The following is a 21832-nucleotide window of genomic DNA, read 5'->3' as shown; positions in this document are numbered from 1 at the left end:
TGGACCGCCGGCTGCCTACTCACGCTCGTCGCGTCGAACCAGCAGGCGGCCCAGCCGCTGCGGACGTCTCGTCACGAGGAATACCAGTGGACGCCAGGGGTCTCTGCCGGCGTCCGTGCTCTGACATCCGGATGTTGATGATCGCGATCACGGCCGGAGCTCGAGGAGCGGTGCGCACACTGCGCCCGAGTTTGTTGCCGCATGCACTGGTCTGACCACTTGACCTCCTGACCTATTCAGCGCAGAGTGGCGATATGGCGTTGCAACCTGTGGTCAAGCGGTCGGTATCGGGCGATGTGTTCGAGCAGATCGCGGCGGATGTACTCAGTGGGGAGCTGGCACCTGGGGCGACCCTGCCGAGTGAGCGGCAGTTGGCGGAGGCGTTGGGAGTTTCCCGGCCAGCGGTGCGGGAGGCACTGCAACGACTCGCGGCGGCCGGACTGGTGGCGGTGCGGCAGGGGGATGCGACCACCGTGCTGGATTATCGGCGCGGAGCCGGGCTCGAGGTGCTGCCCCGACTGCTGGTGCAAGCCGGAGAACTGGAACCGAAAGTCGCACGCAGCATTCTGGAGGCGCGGCTGCACAACGGACCCAAGGTGGCCGAACTCGCGGCGATCCGGCTCGGTGAAACCGAGTCCGCGACCGTGCGCGCCGCCTTGGATCGCACCGTCGAAGCGCTTGCCGCCGAACAGGATCCGATCGCACAGCAGCGGCATGCGATGGAGTTCTGGGATCACGTCGTCGACGCCGCCGACTCCATCGTGTTCCGGCTGATGTTCAACATGTTGCGCGCCGCCTACGAACCCGCTCTCGCGGCGCTGGCCCCGATCATGTCCGCCGAGGTGGGCAATGTCGAGGCCTATCGGAACCTGGCCGCCGCCATCGAGGCTGGTGCGCCGGAACAGGCCGCAAGCACCGCTCGGGCACTGCTCGAACCGGCGACTACAGCCCTGATCGAAGTATTGGAGGGCGCTGAAAACATCGAACGCTGACGGCGAATATGCGATCCGGCTCAGGCAATCCCGGATCACCGTGGCGGTTCGGAATATCGCTCGGTGCGCCACCTCAATCGACGGCACCGACTGGCTCCACCAAGGAAAGACCATGACGAAACCCCCACCATCCAGCAAGGATTCGGCCACAGCGCGCGAGCGTGCGCGTCAGGGCGGGCGGACGGCACGCCGCGGCCGCACGCTCGGCGCCGCATTCCGCGAGTTCATCCGGCACCCCTCGCCCTGGCTGATCGGCACCACCCTGCTGGCGGCACTGGTCGCCCGAATCATTGTGGGCGACTGGCAATTGACCGATGCGCTGGTGCCCGCAGTCATGCTCGCGGTCTTCCCGGTCTTCGAATGGATCGTGCACGTCACGGTATTGCATTGGCGGCCGCGGCAGCTCGGCCCGATTCCGATCGATAGCGAACTGGCCCGCAAACACCGCGAGCACCATGTGGATCCGCGGAATATCCCGCTGATCTTCATCCCGACCAAGACGCTTTCGGTACTGGTCGTCGTCCTGATCACGATCGCGACCCTGGCCTTCCCCCGGCTGGGCCTCGGCCTGACCTTCCTGCTGACGATCACCGCCCTCGGCCTCGGCTACGAGTGGACCCATTACCTGATCCACACCGACTACAAGCCGAAAGGCTCGCTCTACCGGGCAGTTTGGCGCAACCACCGCCACCACCACTACAAGAACGAGCACTACTGGTTCACCGTGACCACCTCCGGCACCGCCGACCGTCTGCTCGGCACCTACCCGGACCCGGCGACCACCGAAACCTCCCCCACCGCCCGCCATCTCCATTCCGCCTGACGGGCACCGGCGTCAGTCCGTCCCGAGCAGGCGCTGCGCGATCGCACGATGACCGCGAAATGACGCAGGGCCAGCAAAGTCGCTCTGGTCGGCGGGTACGCACTGCTCGAACGAGACGGACAGTCGGTGCAGGCAGTCGATGATGTCGATCGAGGGCGAATTCCCGCACATCAAGGTTTCGGCGGAAGTGCAGGTTGCCTCGGCGCCCGGGGTGGCATTGGTCACTTACCGACCCGAAGCCTGAGCACCGAACAGCACAGAGCCCGGCCCGGTCCAACACCGAGCCGGGCTCTCGCCGTATCCGGCCTCCATACCCTCACCCGGTACCTTCTTGACAAAGTACCCTAGGGGGGTATCGTAGACCCGAGTTCGACGGGACGGGCCGCCGAACAATCCGAACGGAGCATCCTGATGAACGCTGCAAGCAAGTTCGCCGGGTTCACCCTCGGTCTCGCGGCGGTCTTCGGGATCGCACTGGCCGTCGGCGCCGCCCTCGGGCCGGAACCCGCCGAGGGGCATGCGGCAATGGCCGAGTCCGGCGCCGACGAACTACCCACGGGACTCATGGCCAGCGAAAACGGCTACACCCTGCGCTTGGACACCCCGCAGACCACCGCGGCGGCCAATGTTGCGCTGCGATTTCGCATCCTCAATCGCGACGGCGCACCCGTCACCAGCTACGTCCGCAACCACGAAAAGGATCTGCACCTCATCGTGGTCCGCCGCGATATGGCGGCCTTCCAGCACGTGCATCCGGTACTCGACCAGGCCGGAACCTGGAGCGTCCCACTGGATCTCACTCGCGCCGGTGACTACCGAGTCTTCGCCGATTTCATCCCCGATGGCGGCAAGAATCTGACGCTCGGCGCCGATCTCCGGGTCGCGGGTAACTACGACGCGCAGGCGCTGCCAGCACCGTCGGCTACCGCGCAGGTCGGCGCGTACACCGTCGCGCTGAACGGCACGGTCACGCCGGGCCAGGCGTCGAAGGTCGTGCTCTCGGTCAGCCGCGATGGCACACCGGTCACCGATCTGCAGCCCTACCTCGGTGCCTACGGTCACCTCGTGGCATTGCGCGCCGCGGACCTCGCGTATCTGCACGTGCATCCGGAGGGTAGCCTCGGCGACGGCGTGACCCCGGCCGGACCCGGCATCACCTTCTACGTCGACGCGCCGAGCGCGGGCGACTACCGGCTCTTCCTCGATTTCCAGCACGAAGGCGTGGTTCGCACCGCCGAATTCACCCTCTCGGTCGCTTCCGCGCCGATCCCGGCCGCGAAACCGGCTGGACACGGCCACTGATCACTACCCCGAGTCGCACAGAACGGAGCTACGAATGACCACCGCGACACAACTATCCGCCGGACAGGTCGAATTGGTGATCGGTGGCATGACCTGCGCGTCCTGCGCGAATCGCATCGAGAAGAAGCTGAACAGACTCGACGGCGTCACCGCGACGGTCAACTATGCGACGGAGAAGGCGCGGGTCGACTTCAGCGGTGATATCTCACCGGAGCAATTGATCGCCACCGTCGAGCAGGCCGGTTACACCGCCGCGCTGCCAACAATCGAAGAACCCGCGGAAGCCACCACTGACGATGATCCGACGGCGGCGCTGCGGACCCGACTGCTGGTTTCGCTGGTACTGACGGTTCCGGTCATCGCGCTGGCCATGGTGCCCACGCTGCAGTTCGACAGCTGGCAGTGGCTTTCGCTGACGCTGGCCGCGCCGGTCGTGGTGTGGGGCGCGCTGCCCTTCCACCGGGCCGCGTGGACCAACCTGCGACACGGCACCGCCACCATGGACACCCTGGTGTCGATGGGCACGCTGGCGGCATTCGGCTGGTCGCTGTACGCACTGTTCTGGGGCACGGCCGGAATGCCCGGTATGAAGCATCCGTTCGAGTTGACCATTGCGCGGATGGACGGCAGCGGCAGCATCTACCTGGAGGCCGCGGCGGGCGTCACCACCTTCCTGCTTGCCGGACGCTACTTCGAGGCACGCTCCAAGCGGCAGGCCGGGGCGGCGCTGCGGGCGCTGCTGGAGCTCGGTGCGAAGGAAGTTTCGGTGCTGCGCGATGGGCTAGAGCAGCGAATTCCGGTCGAGCAGTTGCGCGTTGGTGACACCTTCATGGTGCGGCCCGGCGAGAAGATCGCCACCGATGGTGTGGTCGTCGAGGGTTCCTCCGCGATCGACGCCTCGATGCTCACCGGTGAATCGGTGCCGGTAGAGGTCGGTCCCGAGGATGCGGTGGTCGGGGCGACGGTCAATGTCGGCGGGCGAATCGTGGTGCGCGCCAATCGTATCGGCGCCGATACCCAGCTGGCTCAGATGGCGAAACTGGTCGAGGACGCGCAAACCGGTAAGGCGCAGGCACAGCGGTTGGCGGACCGGATCTCCGGATTCTTCGTACCGATCGTTATCGCGCTGTCGGTCGCGTCACTCGGATTCTGGTTGGGCACCGGCGGTTCGGTCGCCGCGGCCTTCACCGCCGCGGTCGCGGTCCTGATCATCGCCTGCCCGTGCGCCCTCGGGCTGGCCACGCCGACCGCGCTGCTGGTCGGCACCGGTCGCGGTGCGCAGTTGGGCATTCTGATCAAGGGGCCGGAGGTACTGGAGTCGACCCGTCGAGTGGATACCGTGGTGCTCGACAAGACCGGCACCGTCACCACCGGCAAGATGACCCTGCTGGATGTCATTGCCGCCACAGGTGAGGACAGCGCCGAGGTGCTGGCACTGGCCGGAGCGCTGGAGGATTCGTCGGAGCACCCGATCGCCCAGGCGATTGCCAAGGGTGCCCGCGATAAGGTCGGCACACTGCGACCGGTCGAGGACTTCGCGAATGTCGAGGGCCTCGGCGTGCAGGGTGTGGTGGACGGCCATGCGGTGGTCGTCGGGCGCGCAAGGCTGCTCGCGGACTGGTCGCAGCAGCTCGACAGCGAACTCGAGCGGGCCATGCACGCCGCCGAAACCGATGGCAAGACCGCCGTCGCGGTGGGTTGGGACGGTAGGGCACGCGGCGTGCTCGTGGTCGCGGATGCGGTGAAACCGACCTCTGCCGAAGCGATCTCGCAGTTGAAGGCGCTCGGTCTCACCCCGATCATGCTCACCGGCGATAACACCGCCGCCGCGAAAGCCATTGCGGCACAGGTCGGCATCGACGAGGTGATCGCGGAGGTGCTGCCCGCCGATAAGGTCGACACCGTCAAGCGGCTGCAGGCCGAAGGCAAGGTGGTGGCGATGGTCGGCGACGGCGTCAACGATGCGGCGGCCCTGGCCCAAGCCGACCTCGGCCTGGCGATGGGCACCGGAACCGATGTCGCCATCGAGGCCAGCGATCTGACCCTGGTTCGCGGTGACCTGCGCGCGGCCGCTGATGCGATCCGCCTGTCCCGCAGGACCCTCGGCACCATCAAGGGCAACCTGTTCTGGGCCTTCGCCTACAACGTCGCGGCGATTCCGCTCGCCATGGCCGGACTGCTGAACCCGATGCTCGCGGGCGCCGCGATGGCCTTCTCCTCGGCCTTCGTGGTCAGCAACAGCCTGCGCCTGCGCGGCTTCCGCTCTACGGCCCAGTAAGAACGCTCCACCGCCATAAGAATCGGGCGGGACGGCGCCCATACCGTCCCGCCCGATTCTCTGCTCACTGCAGAATGCCGCTATTTCCGAGGCCCATCGCGGCACTTCCGGTGGCCCATGCGGCGACGGCACTTCCGGTCGCGGCCAAGAGGGAGAGCAGAATCATCGGTTCGACCTTTCGTAGAGTAACGATCAGCAAACGAAAGCTACTGCCGCCCAAAGGCATCCACAATCAGTTGCTCGATACTCTCGGCAACCTCTCGCGACATTGCCAGCCAATTCCCAGCAAGAAATTTCTCCGTTACATCGGCGGGATGGATGCCTTCGATATCACCGTTGAGTCGTCGCAAACTGATTGCATAACGGGATCACTCTAGGTAGATTGCAAACTGATTGCACATTGCAACCAGAAAGGTTCCGATGACACAGTTGGTTCGAGTTCAGAACTTCACCGTCTCCAGCGATGGCTACGGCTCAGGCGAAGGGCAAAGCCGCGAGCGCCCATTCGGCCACGCCGATCCGACGACGCTGATTTCCTGGGCGGGCGCCACGGCTCACTGGCCCAACCGCACCGACCCGGGCGGAACCTACGGCCTCGACGACTACTGCACTCGCGACTTCACCAACAACATCGGCGCCGAGATCATGGGGCGCAATAAATTCGGTCCGCAGCGGGGACCATGGGAGAACTACGACTGGCAAGGCTGGTGGGGCGACGAACCTCCGTTCCACACACCGGTTTTCGTTCTCACTCATCATGTGCGCCCCTCGATCACCCTGGGGGACACCACATTCCACTTCCTCGATGCATCTCCGAAGGAAGCACTCGCGCGAGCATTCGATGCCGCCGCGGGCAAGGATGTGCGAATCGGCGGCGGTGTCGCCACCGTTCGGGAATTCCTCGACGCCGATCTCATCGACAACCTGCATATCGCCGTCGCACCAGTCGAACTCGGTCGCGGCGAAAGATTATGGGCGAGCCCCGACGAACTCGTCGACCGTTTCCATCTGGAGCAGATCCCGAGCCCGAGCGGAGTGGTGCATCACTTCTTCTGGCGCCGGTAATGCCAGGTAGCCGTACCGACGCACCAACATCGGTCGGCTAGCCGCAACATCCCCGTGATCGGCGCCCGTGTCTACGGCCCCTCGTCGGCGGATCGATGTGGACGCAGCTCTGCGTGGACGGTGTCGTCCGCCCGGTCATACCGGACAAATGTTCGAAGTTGCGACAACGACGGATCAGTGGTGGGGAAATCCGCGCGATAGAAGTAACCCCGACTCTCCCGCCGCAGCAGCGCGCTCCGCGCATAGGACTCCGCGAGAATCAGCAGCGCACTATCGCTGTTCTGCGCGTCGGGCAACTCCCTCCGGGTTCGACGGCACCACTCCACAAACGAATGCACGGCCGACTCGGAGAATCGATGGTCCTCGAAAGCGTGCAGCCGTCGCCGAATAGCGACGCACAACCCCGCCTGCACATCCGGGTTTCTCAGCGGCGCCGACAACGTTTCCGACTTCGCCTGCTCCGGCAGGGTTTTCAACGTCTCCGCCAACATTCCGGATGTGCAAATATATATCGCCCAAGGGCGGCCGATGATGGCATCGGCCACGATGTCGTGTCTTGCCTCGCCGGTGGCATAAACGCCGGCCACAGCGGTGATGCTGCCGTTGTGTGCAATGCCGCCCATGGAGAGCCCATAGATCGGACCGAGGGCATAGTTTTCATCGCCACGCTCGAGCGTATGGGAAACCTGTCCGTTCGATCGCCAATACTGTTGGAAGATCTCGAGATCGCGGCGTTCCTCGTTCATGGTGGCGTACGCCCGCTCCAGCCACACGGCTCGTTGGCCCGCACGGTAGAACTGCGCCCCCGCCAGATCAGGCGGATACAGAACTCGTCCGGCCGTAAGATCTCCCAGCGCATGGCGCTGCGAAAACTCCAGATTCGTGAGCTCGCCGCCGACCGACGCGAACAGCCCCAACATGCTGCCCGAATTCGGAGTATGCGAGTGCGGCATGAGCCCGGAATACCCGCCGCTGGCGAGCACCACCGCGCTGGACTGAATGACCAGCTGTTCCCCGGCGTGCACGCAGGAGACTCCGCGGCAGACCCCGTCTTCGACAAGGAGATCAGTGACCCGGCCGGTAATGATCTGCCCGCCGAGTGCGCGGATCTGTTGATGCAGCATCGCAATCACCTCGCCGCCGGCCCCCAGGCGCGGGAAGGGGACCGGATGGTGCGGGATGAGCATCGTCTCCAGCGTCTGAAAGGGCACCAGTTTCGACAGTTCCGCGAATTCCCGATGCAGGTAGCGTCGCATCATCGGCTGGAGTTCTGGATGCTGCGTCGCCGTTTCGTCCACGAACACCTGCGCCAGCTCGTCGCGGTCCGCGGTCTCCACCAGTCGGCGATCGAAAACGGTTGCGGCGCGCAGGGATACGGTTGGCGTGTCGTGATGCGCAGCCGACAGAACCACCACGGGGACGCCGTGCTGAGCCAGTCGGTATGCCAGCCAGGAGCCTGCGATCCCGGCTCCGACGACGACCGTGTGCGTCAGAATCCGATTCATCTGTCTGCCCGTGTTTCGGTGGGCGCGACCAGACCGTCGAGCAGCGCGGCGGCTGCTCGCACATCGCTGTCCAGCGGCCGGTCCGGGTCGATCGGGGGGATGGCCGCGACCAGCCGATCGATGATGTCAGCGCAGGCGGGTGCGGTTGGGCGCCTGCCACCGACATGAACGGCTTGGCGCAACGCGACGGCCAGCGAACCGTGCAGCCAACGCACCGACGTAGCCGCGTCGAGAGCATTGAGCGCTGCCTGCGTGCCGAACGGAATGACGTCCTGGTTATGACCATTCGTCGGAATACTCTGGATGGATGCCGGCATGGCCGCCCGGCGCATCGATGCGACGGTCGCGGTCGCCGCGAGCTGAACGCCTTGCACACCGTGTTGTTTGCCGGGTTCGGTGGCCAACATCGGCGGCAGGCCACCGTTGCGGTGTGGATCGATCAGCAAATCGAGTTGTCGCTCGGCGAGATTGCCCATCTGCACGGTGCTGGTTGTCAGCAGATCGGCGGCAAAGGCCACCGGCTGCCCGAAGAAATTCCCGCCATGCACCACCGTGCCGTGCTCAGGGAAGAACAACGGATTGTCACTGACGCCGTTCAGATCGTCGTCGACCACACCACCGACGTGGTGCAGGGAACTTTCGACCGCACCGAGAAGATGCGGCGTGCATCGAAGGCTGTACGGCTCTTGAAGCGAGCGAGTGCCGGTCGGCTTCGTTCCTGCCAGCAGCTCGCGCAGTCGAGCGGCGACCGATGCGGCGTGCGGGTGTCCGAACGCTTCGAGCAGGTCCGCGGACAAGAATCCGATATCGCTACCGAGGATGTCGACCAACACCCCGGTGAGAGTGATCGCGACGCCATGCGACCTGCGGATTGATTCCACCGCGAGACCTGCGGCCGCGGCCGTTACGGATGTCCCGTTGACCAGCGCGAGTCCGTCGCGGCCGTCCAATGCCAACGGCGTCAGCCCCGCCACCGCCAACGCCTCAGCCGCGGGCATTCGCCTGCCGGAAACATAGGCGAATCCTTGCCCGCGCAATGCGCCCGCTACATATGCCAGCGGGACCAGATCGCCGCTCGCGCCGAGCGACCCGATCCTGGGGACGGCAGGGGCGAAATCGGTGCGCAGCATCGCTGCCAAGGCCGTCACCACATGGACCGACACTCCGGAATGTGCGCGTGTGAGCGACCATAACCGCGCCAGCACAGCGGCACGAACTACCCGCGGCGGCAAATCCTCACCTTGCCCCGCCGTGAGGTGATACAGGATGTTGTCGCACTGGTCGACGGCTTCGTCACGTCCCGCGAATTCCACCAATGGGCCGAAACCGGTAGTGCTGCCATAAACGGCAGTGCCGTCCTGGATAAGATGTGAGACGAACTCGCGGCACGCCTCGACGCTGTCCAACGCCGTCGATGCGATATCCACCTCGACTGGTCGGGCTGCCCTTTCCAAAAGTTCAGGGGTCAATCGGCCCGGTATCCGGATGGCCGTGACTTTCATCGATGGGTCGACAACTCGAGTACTCATTGAGAATCTCCAGGAACAGAATAGATCGACAGACAAGAAGAGTTTTTATGCGAACCGAGCCCTAGCTCGGCGGCGCCATTTCCCGGAGCTTCTGCTTCACAACCTTTCCAGTGGCATTCTTGGCCAGCTGGTCGACAAACAGTATGTATTGGGGAATCTTGTACGCTGCGAGTGCGCCGCGCAGCGCATCACGTATTTGCTGCTCCATGACGGCGCCGGGTTCAGCGGCCACCACGTACGCCAACCCGACCTCACCCCAACGCTCGTCCGGTACCCCGATCACCGCACACTCCGAGACGCCGGGAACAGCGTTGATACGCGCCTCGACCTCGGAGGGATAGATGTTCTCCCCGCCGGAAATAATCATGTCTTTGATGCGATCGACTATGTAGATCCAACCGTCCTGCGCCATCCACACGACATCCCCGGAACGAAACCAATCGCCGTCGCGTTTCATCGGCGTATCTTCCGACTGGTTCCAGTAGCCGCGTGACACATTCAAGCCGCGAACGAGCAATTCCCCTTCCGTGCCCGGCGGCATGTCAGTCGATGTGCTCCGGATCGTGATATCGGTGAAGAAATGCGGCGGTCCCGCGGATACCGGCCGTTCGACGGCGCCATCGGGGATCGCCAGACATACCCCCGGTGCAGCCTCGGTCATGCCGTAACCATGGAGGATGTCCACGCCACGTCGCTGCCAGCCCACCGCGACCCGTTCGGCAACCGCGGAACCACCGTAGATGACATAGCGCAGCGAACTCAGGTCGGTGTGCTCGAAATCCGGGTGGTCGTACAGCATCTGAAGCATGGTCGGCACTGCTGCGAAAGACGTGACGCCCGCGTCGGCGAATGTCGCCAAGATCGTGGCCGGGTCGAATTTCGACAGCACCACAACCGATCCCCCCTTGAACAGGGTAGGCAGGGTCACCAGACCGAGCCCGGTCGCGTGGAACAGCGGCGACATGCACAGCGCGGTATCGGTGCTGAGGACATCGACGTGGGCCAGCTGGTTCATCGTGTTGAAGGTCAGGTTGCCGTGGCTGAGCACAGCCCCTTTGGGCCTGCCGGTGGTGCCGCTGGTGTAGAGGATGACCGCGTCGTCGTCGAGGCCGATATCGGTAGTGATGGTCGGCACGTCGTATCCGACGTCGGCCGGTGACGAGTCGTCCGGGATCCAGTCATCGATCGATACGATGAGGCCGACACCATGATCCTGCGCGGCTATCTGCTCGATCAGCTCGTGCTGTTCCGGACCATGGAAAAGGGCGAAAGGCTTTGCGTCATCGAGCAAAGCGCCGATCTCCGGAGGAGCCAGCCGGGTGTTCAGGGGAACGAAGATCGCACCGAGCCGACACACTGCGAAGAACACCTCGAACACCGCGATGTCATTGAGTCCCAGGTAAGCGATGCGATCGCCGGGACGTACGCCCCGGTAGGCCAAGACTCGCGCCAGCCGATCGACCCGGTCGGCCAGCTCGGCGTAGGTCAAGGTACGACTGCCCTGCCGGAAGGCCACCGCGCCAGGACAAATCCGGGCACGGCGCCGGGGCCAGCTCCCGATCCCGTGATCAGGCATGACCCCTCCGTATACCAAGATCCGTCGGACCCTGCCCGATCCTGGGCGAAGCGGGTGCGCTGCCACGCAATTCCGCGTTCCACGGCGACGGTTCAGACACCTCGTCGCCGAACCCGTGCGAAATAGCTGCACACCGCGGCTGGACCATTTCGTCACTCACCAACAAAGATAAGCGCATGCTACGAGTAGTTTGCTCGCGCCGACAGAGGCGTTCCACGTTCGACCTTCTTCGAAAACCTAATCAATGCTCGGGTCACTCTGGTCGCAGACCTGAGATTCGGCGTGCACACCGCTGTTCACGCATGATGACACGTCTTGTACATGCGCGCCACTCGACTGCCCATGCATGAGAACCAATTCCCACTCCGGAAATGCGCAATTTGCAATACGAAGTCGCTATCACCCGTTTCGTCTTGCCAATCCGGATGCCTGCGGTCATGCTGATAGCTCGGGTTTCGCTGCAATTCCGTGATGGTCCGGATGCACGTGCCCGTTGCCACGATGAGGAAAGAGGAGCGCGGGCATTGAGCGTAATCAACACAGTCGATCCCACCCTGATCGCTGTTGCCGCCGAACTGCCTCGTCCGGAGTACACGACCGAAGAGTTGCTCCATGCCGGCCGGAAACATTTGTCCGACAAACTCGTGGCGATGTTGAGCGATGTCGGTGTACACAAGAGACACTCGGTACTGGCCAACTATGCCGACGTGCTTTTTGCGAATGCCGAACCGGAACTGGACATCGCCACCGCCGATTTGGCTGTCGCGGCGGCCCGCAAATGTCTCGCCAAGGCCGATGTGGCACCGGATTCGATCGGGCTGGTCCTCGGCGTGTCCAGCGCGCCGGGTCGACTCCTGCCGAGCCTGGTATGCGACGTAATAGCGAGAATGCCTGAAATAGACCGAACTGTCGCCAATCTGAGCATCGAATATATGGGTTGCTCGGCGATGGCGAAAGTCGTCGAGACCGCGCGGTGGTACCTGAGCTGCAATCCAGAAAAGCGTGTTCTCGTATGTTTCACCGAGGCGATCACCCCACTATCGCCCGTACTTCCGGACTTCTACTCGCACTTTTCCGAAGTGGGCGCGACGGAACGCCAAAGTACCGTCGATGCATTACACGGTTTTCTCTTCGCCGATGCGGCCGTAGCGATGGTGCTCGCCGCGGACGGCGATGGGCCTTCATTCGGACCAGTGGCCAACCTGACGAACGAGCGTCCCGAAGATGCCGAACTCGGCACCGTCCCGGACGGCGGATCCGATATTCCGGTGGTCTATGGACGACGGCTGTACACGCTCAGCGCTGATGTCACACCGCGCGGTTCGCATTACGCCAAGGAAACCGTCCGAATGTTGCTGGAACACGACTCATGCGCGGTGACCGACCCCGCCGAGGCGTCGGCGCTCCTCATGCACACCGGCAGCGTCCGCATCCTGGACGCACTGTGCACACAATTCGGTGTCGACCGCGACAGCGAAATCGCCGCCTCCTCCTACCGAGTGCTGCGCGACTACGGCAACACCCTCGGCTGCTCGGTCCCACTGATGGTGGCGGAGCCGACATATCGGCGACCAGGGCAAGGCATCGTCGTAGCGTTCGGCCTGAGCTTCAGCTGTGGCGCGTTCACAATGACGATTCCGGAAGGCGGCTGGACACCCTGACGACAGCTCACGCCAACCGCTGAGCGGTCTGAACTGGGCTTTCGTGGAGCACATGACGGGATTCGAACCCAGTTGCGGCGCTTCATGATTCGCTTGCCGAATAGGCTGAGTCAACCCAAATGTCGGGCCGCAACAGACCTTTCAGAACTTATCAGTACGTTACGAGACACCGAGCTACCAGCCATCTGGTGACGCCGTCACCACCCGCACCGGGCGACGGGACGGTCATGCTGCGCTGCGCCCAGCAGTACCTCGGTATCCAACGCGTGATCTACGAACACCGCCGCAACGTTCCTGACGTCGTCCACGAACAACTGTCGATCCTGACCTTCCTGCATGAGGCGTGTCACAGAAGCACACCTTGCATATACCCCTGGGGGGTATTAAGTTCATGATGTCGAACAAAGCAAGATCGGAAAGGCCGGAGCGATGACCACGCACACTCACACCAATCAACATGGCGCACACGGAGATCACGCCGCCCACACCCAGCATGCGGATCACACGGGTCACACCGGACACGGCGACCACACCGGACACGATGATCACGCCGCGCACGGCGGCGGACTGCCGGGTGGCCTGCAAATCACCCAGGACGGTTACACCCTCGCACTGGCGGAGCCGATCGTCGCCCCGGGCGATATCGAGTTCCGGTTCCGCATCCTCGGACCCGATGGCGCACCGGTCACCGACTACGCCCCCATCCATGACCGCGAACTGCACCTGATCGTCGTCCAGCGTGAGCTCACCGGGTTCTGGCACGTGCACCCCGCGCTCACCGCCGACGGCGTCTGGACGGTGAAGCTGAATCTGCCGGAGGCGGGTGCATACCGAGTGTTCACCGATATCGCCCCGCGCGCGCTCGGCAAGACCATCACCCTCGGCGCGGACCTCGCCCTGGCCGGCGGCTACGAGCCGCGTCCCGTTCCGGCAGCCGCGCGCACGGCCATCGTGGACGACTACGAGGTGACCCTCGGCGGCGATCTCGTGCCCGGCGACGGCCGGCTGCTCACGCTGACGGTGCGCAAGAACGGCGAGGCGGTCACCGACCTACAGCCGTACCTGGCCGCCTATGGGCATTTGGTGATCCTGCGGGCAGGCGACCTCGCCTACGTCCACGTTCACCCCAATGGCGAACCCGGCGACGGAATCACCGCCCCGGGTCCGGACATCACCTTCCACACCGCCGTGCCCGGTCCCGGGACCTACCGGCTGTTTCTGGATTTCAAGCACGGCGATGTGGTCCGTACCGCCGCCTTCACCCTTCCCACCGCCTGAGCATCGAAACCCGTTGAGCGGGTGCGTTTTCCGCCTGCTCAACAACCTGGATGAGGAGCACACGATGTGCGATTGCTGCTGTACCAGCGCCCGCGACCCACCCTGACCCGTTCCCCAGGAAGTGATTCCGATGCGTTCCGCACCCATGCTCAGCTCACTGTTCCGCAGCCGCGACTATCTGCGACTATTCACCGCACAGGTGACCGGCCTGTTCGGCACCGGATTGACCACCGTCGCACTGGGATTGCTCGCCTACGAGCTCGCCGGTACCGATGCCGCCGCCGTGCTCGGCACCGCGCTGACCATCAAGATGCTCGTCTACGTCACGGTCGCACCGATCGTGGCCGCCTACTCCGACCGCTTTCCCCGCCACATCCTCCTGACGGCGCTGCACCTCACGCGTGCCGGCATCGTCCTGGCACTGCCGTTCATCGGCCAGATCTGGCAGATCTACGTGCTGATAGCCATCCTCCAAACCGCCTCCGCCGCATACACTCCCACCTATCAGGCAGTCATCCCCGATATCCTGCCCGATGAACGCGAATACACTCGAGCGCTGTCGGCCGCGCAACTGGCCGCCACCATGGAAACCCTGCTCAGCCCAATGCTCGCCGCCGCAGCATTGACGGTCATGAGCTTCCACTGGCTGTTCGTCGGCACCGCCCTCGGATTCGCCGTCTCGGCAGTCCTGGTGGCCACCACCCGCCTGCCGAATGCCACCGGCACCGTCGAGGATTCGTTCCGGGACCGGATCATGGTGGGTATGCGGATCTTCGCCGCGACCCCGCGGCTGCGCGGCCTGCTCGGCCTGAACCTGGTGGTCGCGGCCGCCGGATCGGTGATCATGGTCAATACCGTCAACTACGTCCGCGACACCCTCGGCGGCACCCAGTCCGGTGTGGCAATGCTGCTGGCCGCCAACGGATTCGGCACCATGCTCGTCGCCCTGGCTCTCCCCCGGGTGCTCGATCGCGTCGGCGCGCGACCGGTCATGTTCGTCGGCGCGGCGACGCTGCTCACCGGTCTCGGCGCGGCGGTCGCCCTGTCACTCGCCGACGCGGCGGATGGCTGGCGGTGGAGTGCCGCGATCGCCGTGTGGGCCCTCATCGGCGCGGGCACCGCAGCCATCCTGACCCCGACCGGACAGGTGCTGCGGCGCTCCTCGCGACCCGCCGATCGACCCGCCCTCTTCGCGGCCCAGTTCTCGCTGTCGCACCTGGCCTGGTTGATCACCTATCCGATCACAGGCTGGCTGACCACCGCCTCCGGTTTCACCGCCACCTGGACGACGCTGGCAGTACTCGCGAGCGCGGGACTCGCGGTAGCACTGCGAATGTGGCCGCGGCACGACCCCGAGCAGTTGACTCACCTGCATGAGGCCGGCACCATCGACCCCTCCCGCCTGACCGACGCCGTACGTGTGGACGACCGCTTCTATCAGCACACCCACACCTACGTCATCGATTCCGAACACCCGCGCTGGCCGACCCGAACGCGGCGTCAGGTCGACATCGCAACCGCAGCCTGAGCGATCAGGCCGATCGAACACAGGGTTCGAGGGGCGAACGGCCCGATCGGCAACACTGTGCGCAGGCACACACTCCGGCCGAAGGTCGTTCGCACCGTGCCGGTTTCGGCAGCGAACTGTGATGTGGCCCCACCAGCACATAATTTTCGGTTTAGGCTGATGCGAACGCGCGGGGCTGATGTGAAAGTGCTGGTGACTGGGTTGACGGATCTGCTGCTTGGCGTCGACATGGGTACGGGTAGCACCAAGGGGGTGCTGACAACCAGCGACGGCAGGATCCTCGCGACGGCGGTCCGAAAGCACGGCATGAGCCTTCCTCGGCCTGGTTGGGCAGAGGTGGATGCCGAGACCATCTGGTGGGGTGATCTGGTCGAGGTATGCCGGGAACTCGCTCCCCATATCGCAGGACGTCGGCTAGCCGGCATGTGCGTCAGTGGCGTCGGTCCGTGCCTGCTGCTGTGTGACCAGGATTTGCGCCCGGTCCGGCCGGCGATTCTCTACGGAATCGACATGCGGGCTACGGCGGAGATAACCGAACTCACGGACCGACTCGGTGCCGACCATGTGCTGGAGCGTTGCGGTAAGGCTCTGTCGACGCAAGCTGTGGGACCGAAAATGCTGTGGGTGGCGCGGAACGAGCCGGACGTGTGGCGACTGGCCACCCGGTGGTACAACTCCAGCTCGTATGCCGTCGCGAAACTGACCGGGGCCTACGTGCTCGACCACCATACGGCGAGCCAGAGTGACCCGTTGTACGACCTGCGCGGGCAGGATTGGGCGCAGGACTGGATCGGCGATATCGCCGGGCATCTCGAGATGCCGCAGGTCGTTTGGCCACATGAGGTTGTGGGTGCGATAACGTCAGCGGCCGCGCAGGAGACGGGTCTGCCCGCTGGGACGCCCGTCTGCGCGGGTACCGTCGACGCGTGGAGTGAGGCATTCAGCGCCGGGGTACGGCGACCCGGGGACCTGATGCTGATGTACGGCTCGACAATGTTCTTCGTCCAGGTTCTTCCCTCGCTGCAAACCCACCCGCTGCTGTGGACAACCGCTGGCATCGAGCCGGGGCAGTTCACGCTCGCCGCGGGAATGTCGACGTCGGGGTCGCTCACGTCATGGGTTCAGCAGTTGACCGGGGATGTGCCGTTCGAACAGCTCATCGCCGAGGCGGCGGCTGTGCCGCCTGGATCCGACGGCCTGGTACTGCTGCCGTACTTCGCTGGTGAGCGAACGCCGATCTTCGACCCGAGAGCGCGTGGCGTCGTCGCCGGACTCAGTCTTCGGCACGGGCGGGGCCACCTCTTCCGTGCTGTATACGAGGGCATCGCCTACGGCATCCGGCAGATCATCGAGTTTCTCGACAGCGAGCAGACCCCGATCGACCGGCTCGTGGCCGTCGGCGGCGGAACGCAGGGTGGCTTGTGGACTCAGATCGTGAGCGATGTCGTCGGCCGGCCCCAGGTGGTACCGAGCCAAACCGTGGGCGCGAGCTACGGCGACGCGCTGCTCGCGGCGATCGGAACCGGCCTGGTTCCACCGGAGACCGACTGGGCGACCGTCGGTCAGCTCATCGAACCGAACCCACGCACCCGGGCGCTTTACGACGATCTGTTCGGCGTCTACGACGGGCTGTACGGAGCGACGAAGCCGCTCGTGCACACGCTGTCCGCCATCCAGGAGTCCCCCTTCGCCGAGTGACTCCGCACATGCCGGACGCGACAGGCAAGTAGGGCCGGAATTGGCCCTACTTACCTGTCCGGAGGATGTTGGATGCTCGCGCGGATCAGGCTTGTCCGTGCGAGACGCGGGATCGGCGCGCCAATGAATCGATGAGCACCGCCAGCGCAAGGACACCACCGGTGATCATGAACCGCGGGGCCGACGACAAGTTCAGCAAGGTCAATCCATTCGAGATGGACTGGATCACGAGGATCCCCAGCAGGGCTGAATACGCTGATCCTCGACCACCGAACAGGCTGGTACCACCGATGACGGCTGCGGCGATGGCATTGAGATTGACGTCGCCGGTTCCAGCGCTCTGGCTGGCCGAGGCCAGCCGGGCGGCCATGAAAATACCGCCGAGCGCCGCGAGGGTGCCGGTGAGGACGAACGCAGACGTATAGACCCGGTTGACGTTGATACCGGCCCGGCGCGCGGCCTCGACGCTGCCGCCGACCGCGAACATGTGCCTGCCCCAGCGGGTCCGGGTCAGGGCATAGTTCGCCGCCACGACCGCGATGACGAAGACCATGAACATCCACGGCACTCCGTTGTCCTGGTTGAGATACCAGGTGGCGGCGAGGAGCACGACCAGGAGCGCACCGCTCTTGATCAGCCGGGCTCGCACGGACGGCCGGGATAGATTGGCCCGTGCCCGTTCTCGGATGTTGGCCAGATCCGCGACGAGCACGCCGACCGCAGCGACGACGCACATCACATAAGCCACAACGGGTGGGAGGAACTGCTGCTGGCCGAAGGTCACCAACGGCGAACCGTACGGGAGGTTGATCGACCCGTGGCTGCCGAGCAGCTGAAGCTGAAGCCCGAGGAAGGCGAGCAGACCGGCCAGCGTCACAACGAAGCTCGGCATACCGAATCGGGTATAGACCAGTGAATAGAGCAGCCCGATGAGCGCACCGCTGAGCAGAGCCGCCAGGACGGCCACCGGCATGGGCCAGCCCTGGTTCACCCACAGGACCCCGAGGAACGCCGCCGAGAGACCACTCAAGGAACCCACCGACAGGTCGATCTCTCCGAGAATCAGGACCATCACGATGCCCAGGGAGATCATTCCGACGGCGGCACTGTCGTACAGCAGGTTGACCAGGTTCGTCGAGGTGAGGAAGACCGGGTTCAGGGTCTGGAAAACCACGGCGATGCCGACCAGACCGACGAGGACAGGGAGCGGTCCCAGATCACCGGAGCGCACGCGGCGACCGAATCCGGTGATCATCCCGCCGACGCCGCCCACACCGACGGTTACTCGGCTGTCCTGGCGGTCGAGTGCAGTGCGCTCGGCCGCCTCCGACTTCGTGGACGTTTCCGTCTGACTCATGACAGCTCCTCTGCGGTGTTCGGAACAGCCGCGTTGGCCTCGACCGCTCGCCGGGCCGATCGACGAGCGACGACGTTGTCCGTGGCGCCCGTGATTGCCGCGACCAGTTCGTGGTTGCTCACATCCGGACCGAAGGTTCCGTTGTTGCGGCCGAGCCGGAGCACCACGATCTTGTCCGCGACCGCCCGGACGTCCTCCATGTTGTGACTGATCATGATGACGCCGAGCCCCTTGGCGCGCACCCGTTCGATCAGGTTGAGGACTTCCGCGGTTTGCGCCACTCCCAGGGCGGCAGTCGGTTCGTCGAGCATGATGAGCCGGGGGTTGACCAGCAGCGACCGGGCGATAGCGACGGTTTGGCGCTGACCACCCGACAGCGACGCGATGGGGACGCGAACGCTCGGGATCCGAGCCGATAGCTCCCCGAGGAGTTCCCAGGATCGGGTCTCCATCTCGACCTCGCTGAGCCGCGCCATACCCAGCTCGCGACCGAGGAACAGGTTGGCGACGACGTCGAGGTTCTCGCAGAGCGCGAGATCCTGGAAAACGGTAGCGATGCCGAGTTCGAGTGCCGCATTCGGCGAGGGAATTCTGACGGGCTTCCCGCCGAAGAAGAGCTCACCGGAGTCGGGCTGATGGACACCGGACAGGACCTTGACCAGCGTGGACTTACCGGCCCCGTTATCGCCGACGAGAGCGACCACCTCGCCGGCGTGGACTTCCATGTCGATGTCGGTCAGCGCGGAGACCGCGCCGAAAGTCTTGCCGATACCGCGAAGGCTGAGCACCGGCGTGGACGATGTTGCCGTGGCTGTCATAGGAACACGTTCTCGATCGAGGGCCGTTTCAGGAGATTCCCAGTGCCGTGCATCCGGTGGCATAGGCACCGGTGCACAGCTCCGCTGCGGTGTTGATCTTGGCGTCGACAATGTCGGCCTTCAGGTTGTCCCGTGTGACGACCTTCGGCACGAACAGCATGGTCGGGGCCCCGAAGACGGTTGTCAGGTTGCCGCCACCGACAGCCGTGACCGGCTTGCCCTCGACGAGATCGACGACGACTCGAGCTGCCGCGGAAGCAACTATCTCACTCGGCTTGGAGATCGTGTTGTACTGGTCACCCGAGATCACGAGCTGGAGCCCTGCGTTGGTCGCGTCGTTACCAGTGACCGGCGGGAGCGGCTTGACGTTCGCGGCCTTCAACGCGGCAATGGCACCGCCGGCCGTCCCATCGTTGGCCGCGACAATCCCGCCGATCTGCGTCCCGAACCGGGAGACCTGGCCCGCGACCCATTGCTGAGCGGCGGTCGGCTCCCAGTCCGGGGTGTCGTACTCGGCGAGCGTCGCGTACCCGCCGTTGGCGATGCCTTCGTGGATGCCCTTCTTGATCAGACCTGCTGCCGCGTCCGTCGGTGAGCCGTTGACCTCCAGGATGCCCTTGTCAGTCGGGACGCCGGTGTCCTTCATATGCTTGACGAGCGACTCGCCGATCGCCTTGCCGATGGCCTCGTTATCGAAGGACACGTAGTAATCGACCTTCGCGTCCGGGATGGGCCGATCGTAGGCGATGACCTTGATTCCCCTGGCCTGAGCACGTGACACCATCGAGGCCGCGGCCGTGGAGTCGACCGGATCGATCACGATGGCCTTGACACCCTGCGAGATGGCGGCGTCGAACTGCTGCTGCTGCTTCGACGCGTCAGCGTTGGCGTTGTTGTAGAGCGCCGTACAGCTCGGGCACAACTTGCTGAGCGCATCCTTGAAGCCCGGCGCATCGTGCTGCTCATATCGGGTCGATGCCTGGTCCGGCATGAGGAAAGCGATCTTCGCGCCATCGATGCCGCCGGTAGTGGTGTTGGCATTCTTACCCGAGCTGCACGCCGCGAGCGGCATGGTGAGGGCAAGGGCGAGGACAATGGCGGCCCGGGTGGTCTTAACGTTCATGACGATGTCTTTCCGATCTGATGTGGTGTCCGGGTGGCGGAGGGCGAGCATGGTTCGGCCGGTCGCGAGCGGATCGATTCCGTCGGCCTGAGCCGATCAGGGAATGAGTGAAACCTTGATCGACTCCTTGCCCGACGCGACGAGGTCGAGTCCGCGCGCAAACTCCGCGAGCGGCAGCTGGTGGGTGCAGATGTCGTCGAGCGGGAGCTTGCCACCCTCGATGAGCCGGATCGCAGCAGGCCAGCAGTTCGGTCCCAGATGGGCGCCGCGCACGTCGAGTTCCTTGTCGTCGCTGATGATCGTCCAATCGACGGTCACCGCATCCTTGAAGACGCTGTATTCGATGAAGCGACCGAGCTTGCGCAGCAGGTTGAGGCCCTGGATCACAGCCGACGGGTGCCCGGTCGCCTCGAGGTAGACGTCGGCGCCATAACCACCGGTAAGTTCTCGGACGCGAGCAACGGCATCGTGCTTGCTGATGTCTATCGTCATCGTGGCCCCGGCGCGCACCGCGAGCTCCAGTTTGCGCGGCTCCATGTCCAGCGCGATGACCTGGGCCGGAGACTTCGCCGCCGCACCCGCGATCATGCCGAGGCCGATGGGACCGCACCCGGCGACGACAACCACATCGGAGAACGTGATGTCGGCCCGTTCGACGGCGTGGAGTGCGCAAGACAGCGGCTCCGCGAAGGCCGCGTGCGCCGGGGGAATATCAGCGCTGATCCGGTGGACCAGAGAACCCGGCGTGATGACCATGTACTCCTGCATGCCACCGTGGGTTGCGCGCTTGAAGCCGTAGATGTCGTGCACCTGGCACATGTGGTAGTTGCCCTCGGCACAGTAGCGGCAGTTCCAGCACGGGACGATCTGCTCGACGACGACGCGATCGCCGACCTCGACGCCCCAACGCTCGCGAGCGGCATCGTCGAGCTCGACGATCCGCCCGGTGATCTCATGCCCCGGTACAACCTCGGTCTCCGCCCACGCCGGCCGGTTTTCGTCACCCCAGAACTTCGACGCGCCGTGGTAGCACTTCAGGTCGCTGGCACAAATGCCGACGGCCTCGACGCGGATGAGTGCCTCTCCGGGTTTCCGCGACGGCACCGATAGCTGCTCCAGCCGGTAATCAGCGGGACCGTGACACACAACTGCCTGCATCGTGTCACCAGCGCAAACGGCTGACCGCGTGCGTTGTGGATCAGTCACGAAGGACTCCTTCTGCCTGCCGCTCCCGAGGGAGGCGTGTTCTGTGTCACTATAGACATCCGTGAACAAATGTACAGCACAAATGTTCAGACC

At 64.6% G+C, this 21832-nt stretch carries 16 protein-coding genes; 9 read left to right on the top strand and 7 right to left on the bottom strand.

All coding sequences use genetic code 11. The features are described from left to right. The first annotated feature begins 254 nt into the window (after nt 1-254). The 5 genes from AB0J29_RS07990 to AB0J29_RS07970 all read left to right on the top strand — a co-directional run bounded on the left by AB0J29_RS07990 (nt 255) and on the right by AB0J29_RS07970 (nt 6460). On the top strand, nt 255-992 hold the full coding sequence (locus AB0J29_RS07990) for a GntR family transcriptional regulator (protein WP_364781090.1): 738 nt from the start codon (nt 255-257) through the stop codon (nt 990-992). 112 nt (nt 993-1104) lie between these two features. Then, nucleotides 1105-1815 carry a sterol desaturase family protein gene (locus tag AB0J29_RS07985; RefSeq protein ID WP_364781087.1) on the top strand — a complete coding sequence of 237 codons (711 nt, stop codon included), beginning with the start codon at nt 1105-1107 and terminating at the stop codon, nt 1813-1815. Nucleotides 1816-2226: 411 nt separating this feature from the next. Next, the gene (locus AB0J29_RS07980) at nt 2227-3117 is read left to right on the top strand and encodes a hypothetical protein (RefSeq protein ID WP_364781084.1); all 891 of its coding nucleotides are present in this window, start codon (nt 2227-2229) and stop codon (nt 3115-3117) included. A 34-nt stretch (nt 3118-3151) separates the two neighbouring features. Continuing rightward, nucleotides 3152-5395, top strand: coding sequence for a heavy metal translocating P-type ATPase (locus tag AB0J29_RS07975; protein WP_364781081.1), 2244 nt, complete (start codon nt 3152-3154; stop codon nt 5393-5395). Between the two features lie 420 nt (nt 5396-5815). Then, entirely contained in the window at nt 5816-6460 is a 645-nt protein-coding gene (locus tag AB0J29_RS07970) for a dihydrofolate reductase family protein (RefSeq protein WP_364781078.1), read from the top strand. A gap of 71 nt (nt 6461-6531) precedes the next feature. On the opposite strand, the gene AB0J29_RS07965 is transcribed toward AB0J29_RS07970, so the two are convergent. The 3 genes from AB0J29_RS07965 to AB0J29_RS07955 all read right to left on the bottom strand — a co-directional run bounded on the left by AB0J29_RS07965 (nt 6532) and on the right by AB0J29_RS07955 (nt 11070). Then, nucleotides 6532-7965 (bottom strand): FAD-binding protein, encoded by a 1434-nt coding sequence (locus AB0J29_RS07965; protein WP_364781075.1) that lies wholly within the window; start codon nt 7963-7965, stop codon nt 6532-6534. Then, the gene (locus AB0J29_RS07960) at nt 7962-9494 is read right to left on the bottom strand and encodes an aromatic amino acid ammonia-lyase (protein ID WP_364781072.1); all 1533 of its coding nucleotides are present in this window, start codon (nt 9492-9494) and stop codon (nt 7962-7964) included. Before AB0J29_RS07960 ends, AB0J29_RS07965 begins: the two co-directional genes overlap by 4 nt. 61 nt (nt 9495-9555) lie before the next feature. Beyond that, nucleotides 9556-11070, bottom strand: a complete 1515-nt coding sequence (locus AB0J29_RS07955) for a long-chain fatty acid--CoA ligase (RefSeq protein WP_364781069.1) — start codon at nt 11068-11070, stop codon at nt 9556-9558. 524 nt (nt 11071-11594) lie between these two features. Here AB0J29_RS07955 and AB0J29_RS07950 point away from each other — a divergent pair. The 4 genes from AB0J29_RS07950 to AB0J29_RS07935 all read left to right on the top strand — a co-directional run bounded on the left by AB0J29_RS07950 (nt 11595) and on the right by AB0J29_RS07935 (nt 17235). After that, nucleotides 11595-12731: a 3-oxoacyl-ACP synthase gene (locus tag AB0J29_RS07950; RefSeq protein WP_364781066.1), complete on the top strand. Its 1137-nt coding sequence runs from the start codon at nt 11595-11597 to the stop codon at nt 12729-12731. A gap of 429 nt (nt 12732-13160) precedes the next feature. Further along, the gene (locus tag AB0J29_RS07945; RefSeq protein ID WP_364781063.1) at nt 13161-14009 is read left to right on the top strand and encodes a hypothetical protein; all 849 of its coding nucleotides are present in this window, start codon (nt 13161-13163) and stop codon (nt 14007-14009) included. A gap of 145 nt (nt 14010-14154) precedes the next feature. After that, nucleotides 14155-15537, top strand: coding sequence for an MFS transporter (locus AB0J29_RS07940; protein ID WP_364781216.1), 1383 nt, complete (start codon nt 14155-14157; stop codon nt 15535-15537). 192 nt (nt 15538-15729) lie between these two features. Continuing rightward, nucleotides 15730-17235 (top strand): FGGY-family carbohydrate kinase, encoded by a 1506-nt coding sequence (locus AB0J29_RS07935; protein WP_364781060.1) that lies wholly within the window; start codon nt 15730-15732, stop codon nt 17233-17235. 85 nt (nt 17236-17320) lie between these two features. Here the strand turns inward: AB0J29_RS07935 and AB0J29_RS07930 are convergent, their stop codons facing one another. From AB0J29_RS07930 to AB0J29_RS07915, 4 genes are all read right to left on the bottom strand, one after another. Beyond that, a complete protein-coding gene (locus AB0J29_RS07930; RefSeq protein WP_364781057.1) occupies nt 17321-18592 on the bottom strand; it encodes a sugar ABC transporter permease in 1272 nt (423 codons plus the stop codon). Next, nucleotides 18589-19410, bottom strand: coding sequence for an ATP-binding cassette domain-containing protein (locus tag AB0J29_RS07925; RefSeq protein WP_364781054.1), 822 nt, complete (start codon nt 19408-19410; stop codon nt 18589-18591). Before AB0J29_RS07925 ends, AB0J29_RS07930 begins: the two co-directional genes overlap by 4 nt. 28 nt (nt 19411-19438) lie before the next feature. After that, the gene (locus tag AB0J29_RS07920; RefSeq protein ID WP_364781051.1) at nt 19439-20533 is read right to left on the bottom strand and encodes a sugar ABC transporter substrate-binding protein; all 1095 of its coding nucleotides are present in this window, start codon (nt 20531-20533) and stop codon (nt 19439-19441) included. A 96-nt stretch (nt 20534-20629) separates the two neighbouring features. Further along, the gene (locus AB0J29_RS07915) at nt 20630-21691 is read right to left on the bottom strand and encodes an alcohol dehydrogenase catalytic domain-containing protein (protein ID WP_364781048.1); all 1062 of its coding nucleotides are present in this window, start codon (nt 21689-21691) and stop codon (nt 20630-20632) included. Nucleotides 21692-21832 lie beyond the last annotated feature (141 nt).

It is taken from the genome of Nocardia sp. NPDC049707 (assembly GCF_040674855.1).
GTDB lineage: Bacteria > Actinomycetota > Actinomycetes > Mycobacteriales > Mycobacteriaceae > Nocardia.
Note: the sequence above shows the minus strand (reverse complement) of the source record. Positions and strands in the feature narration are given on the sequence as shown.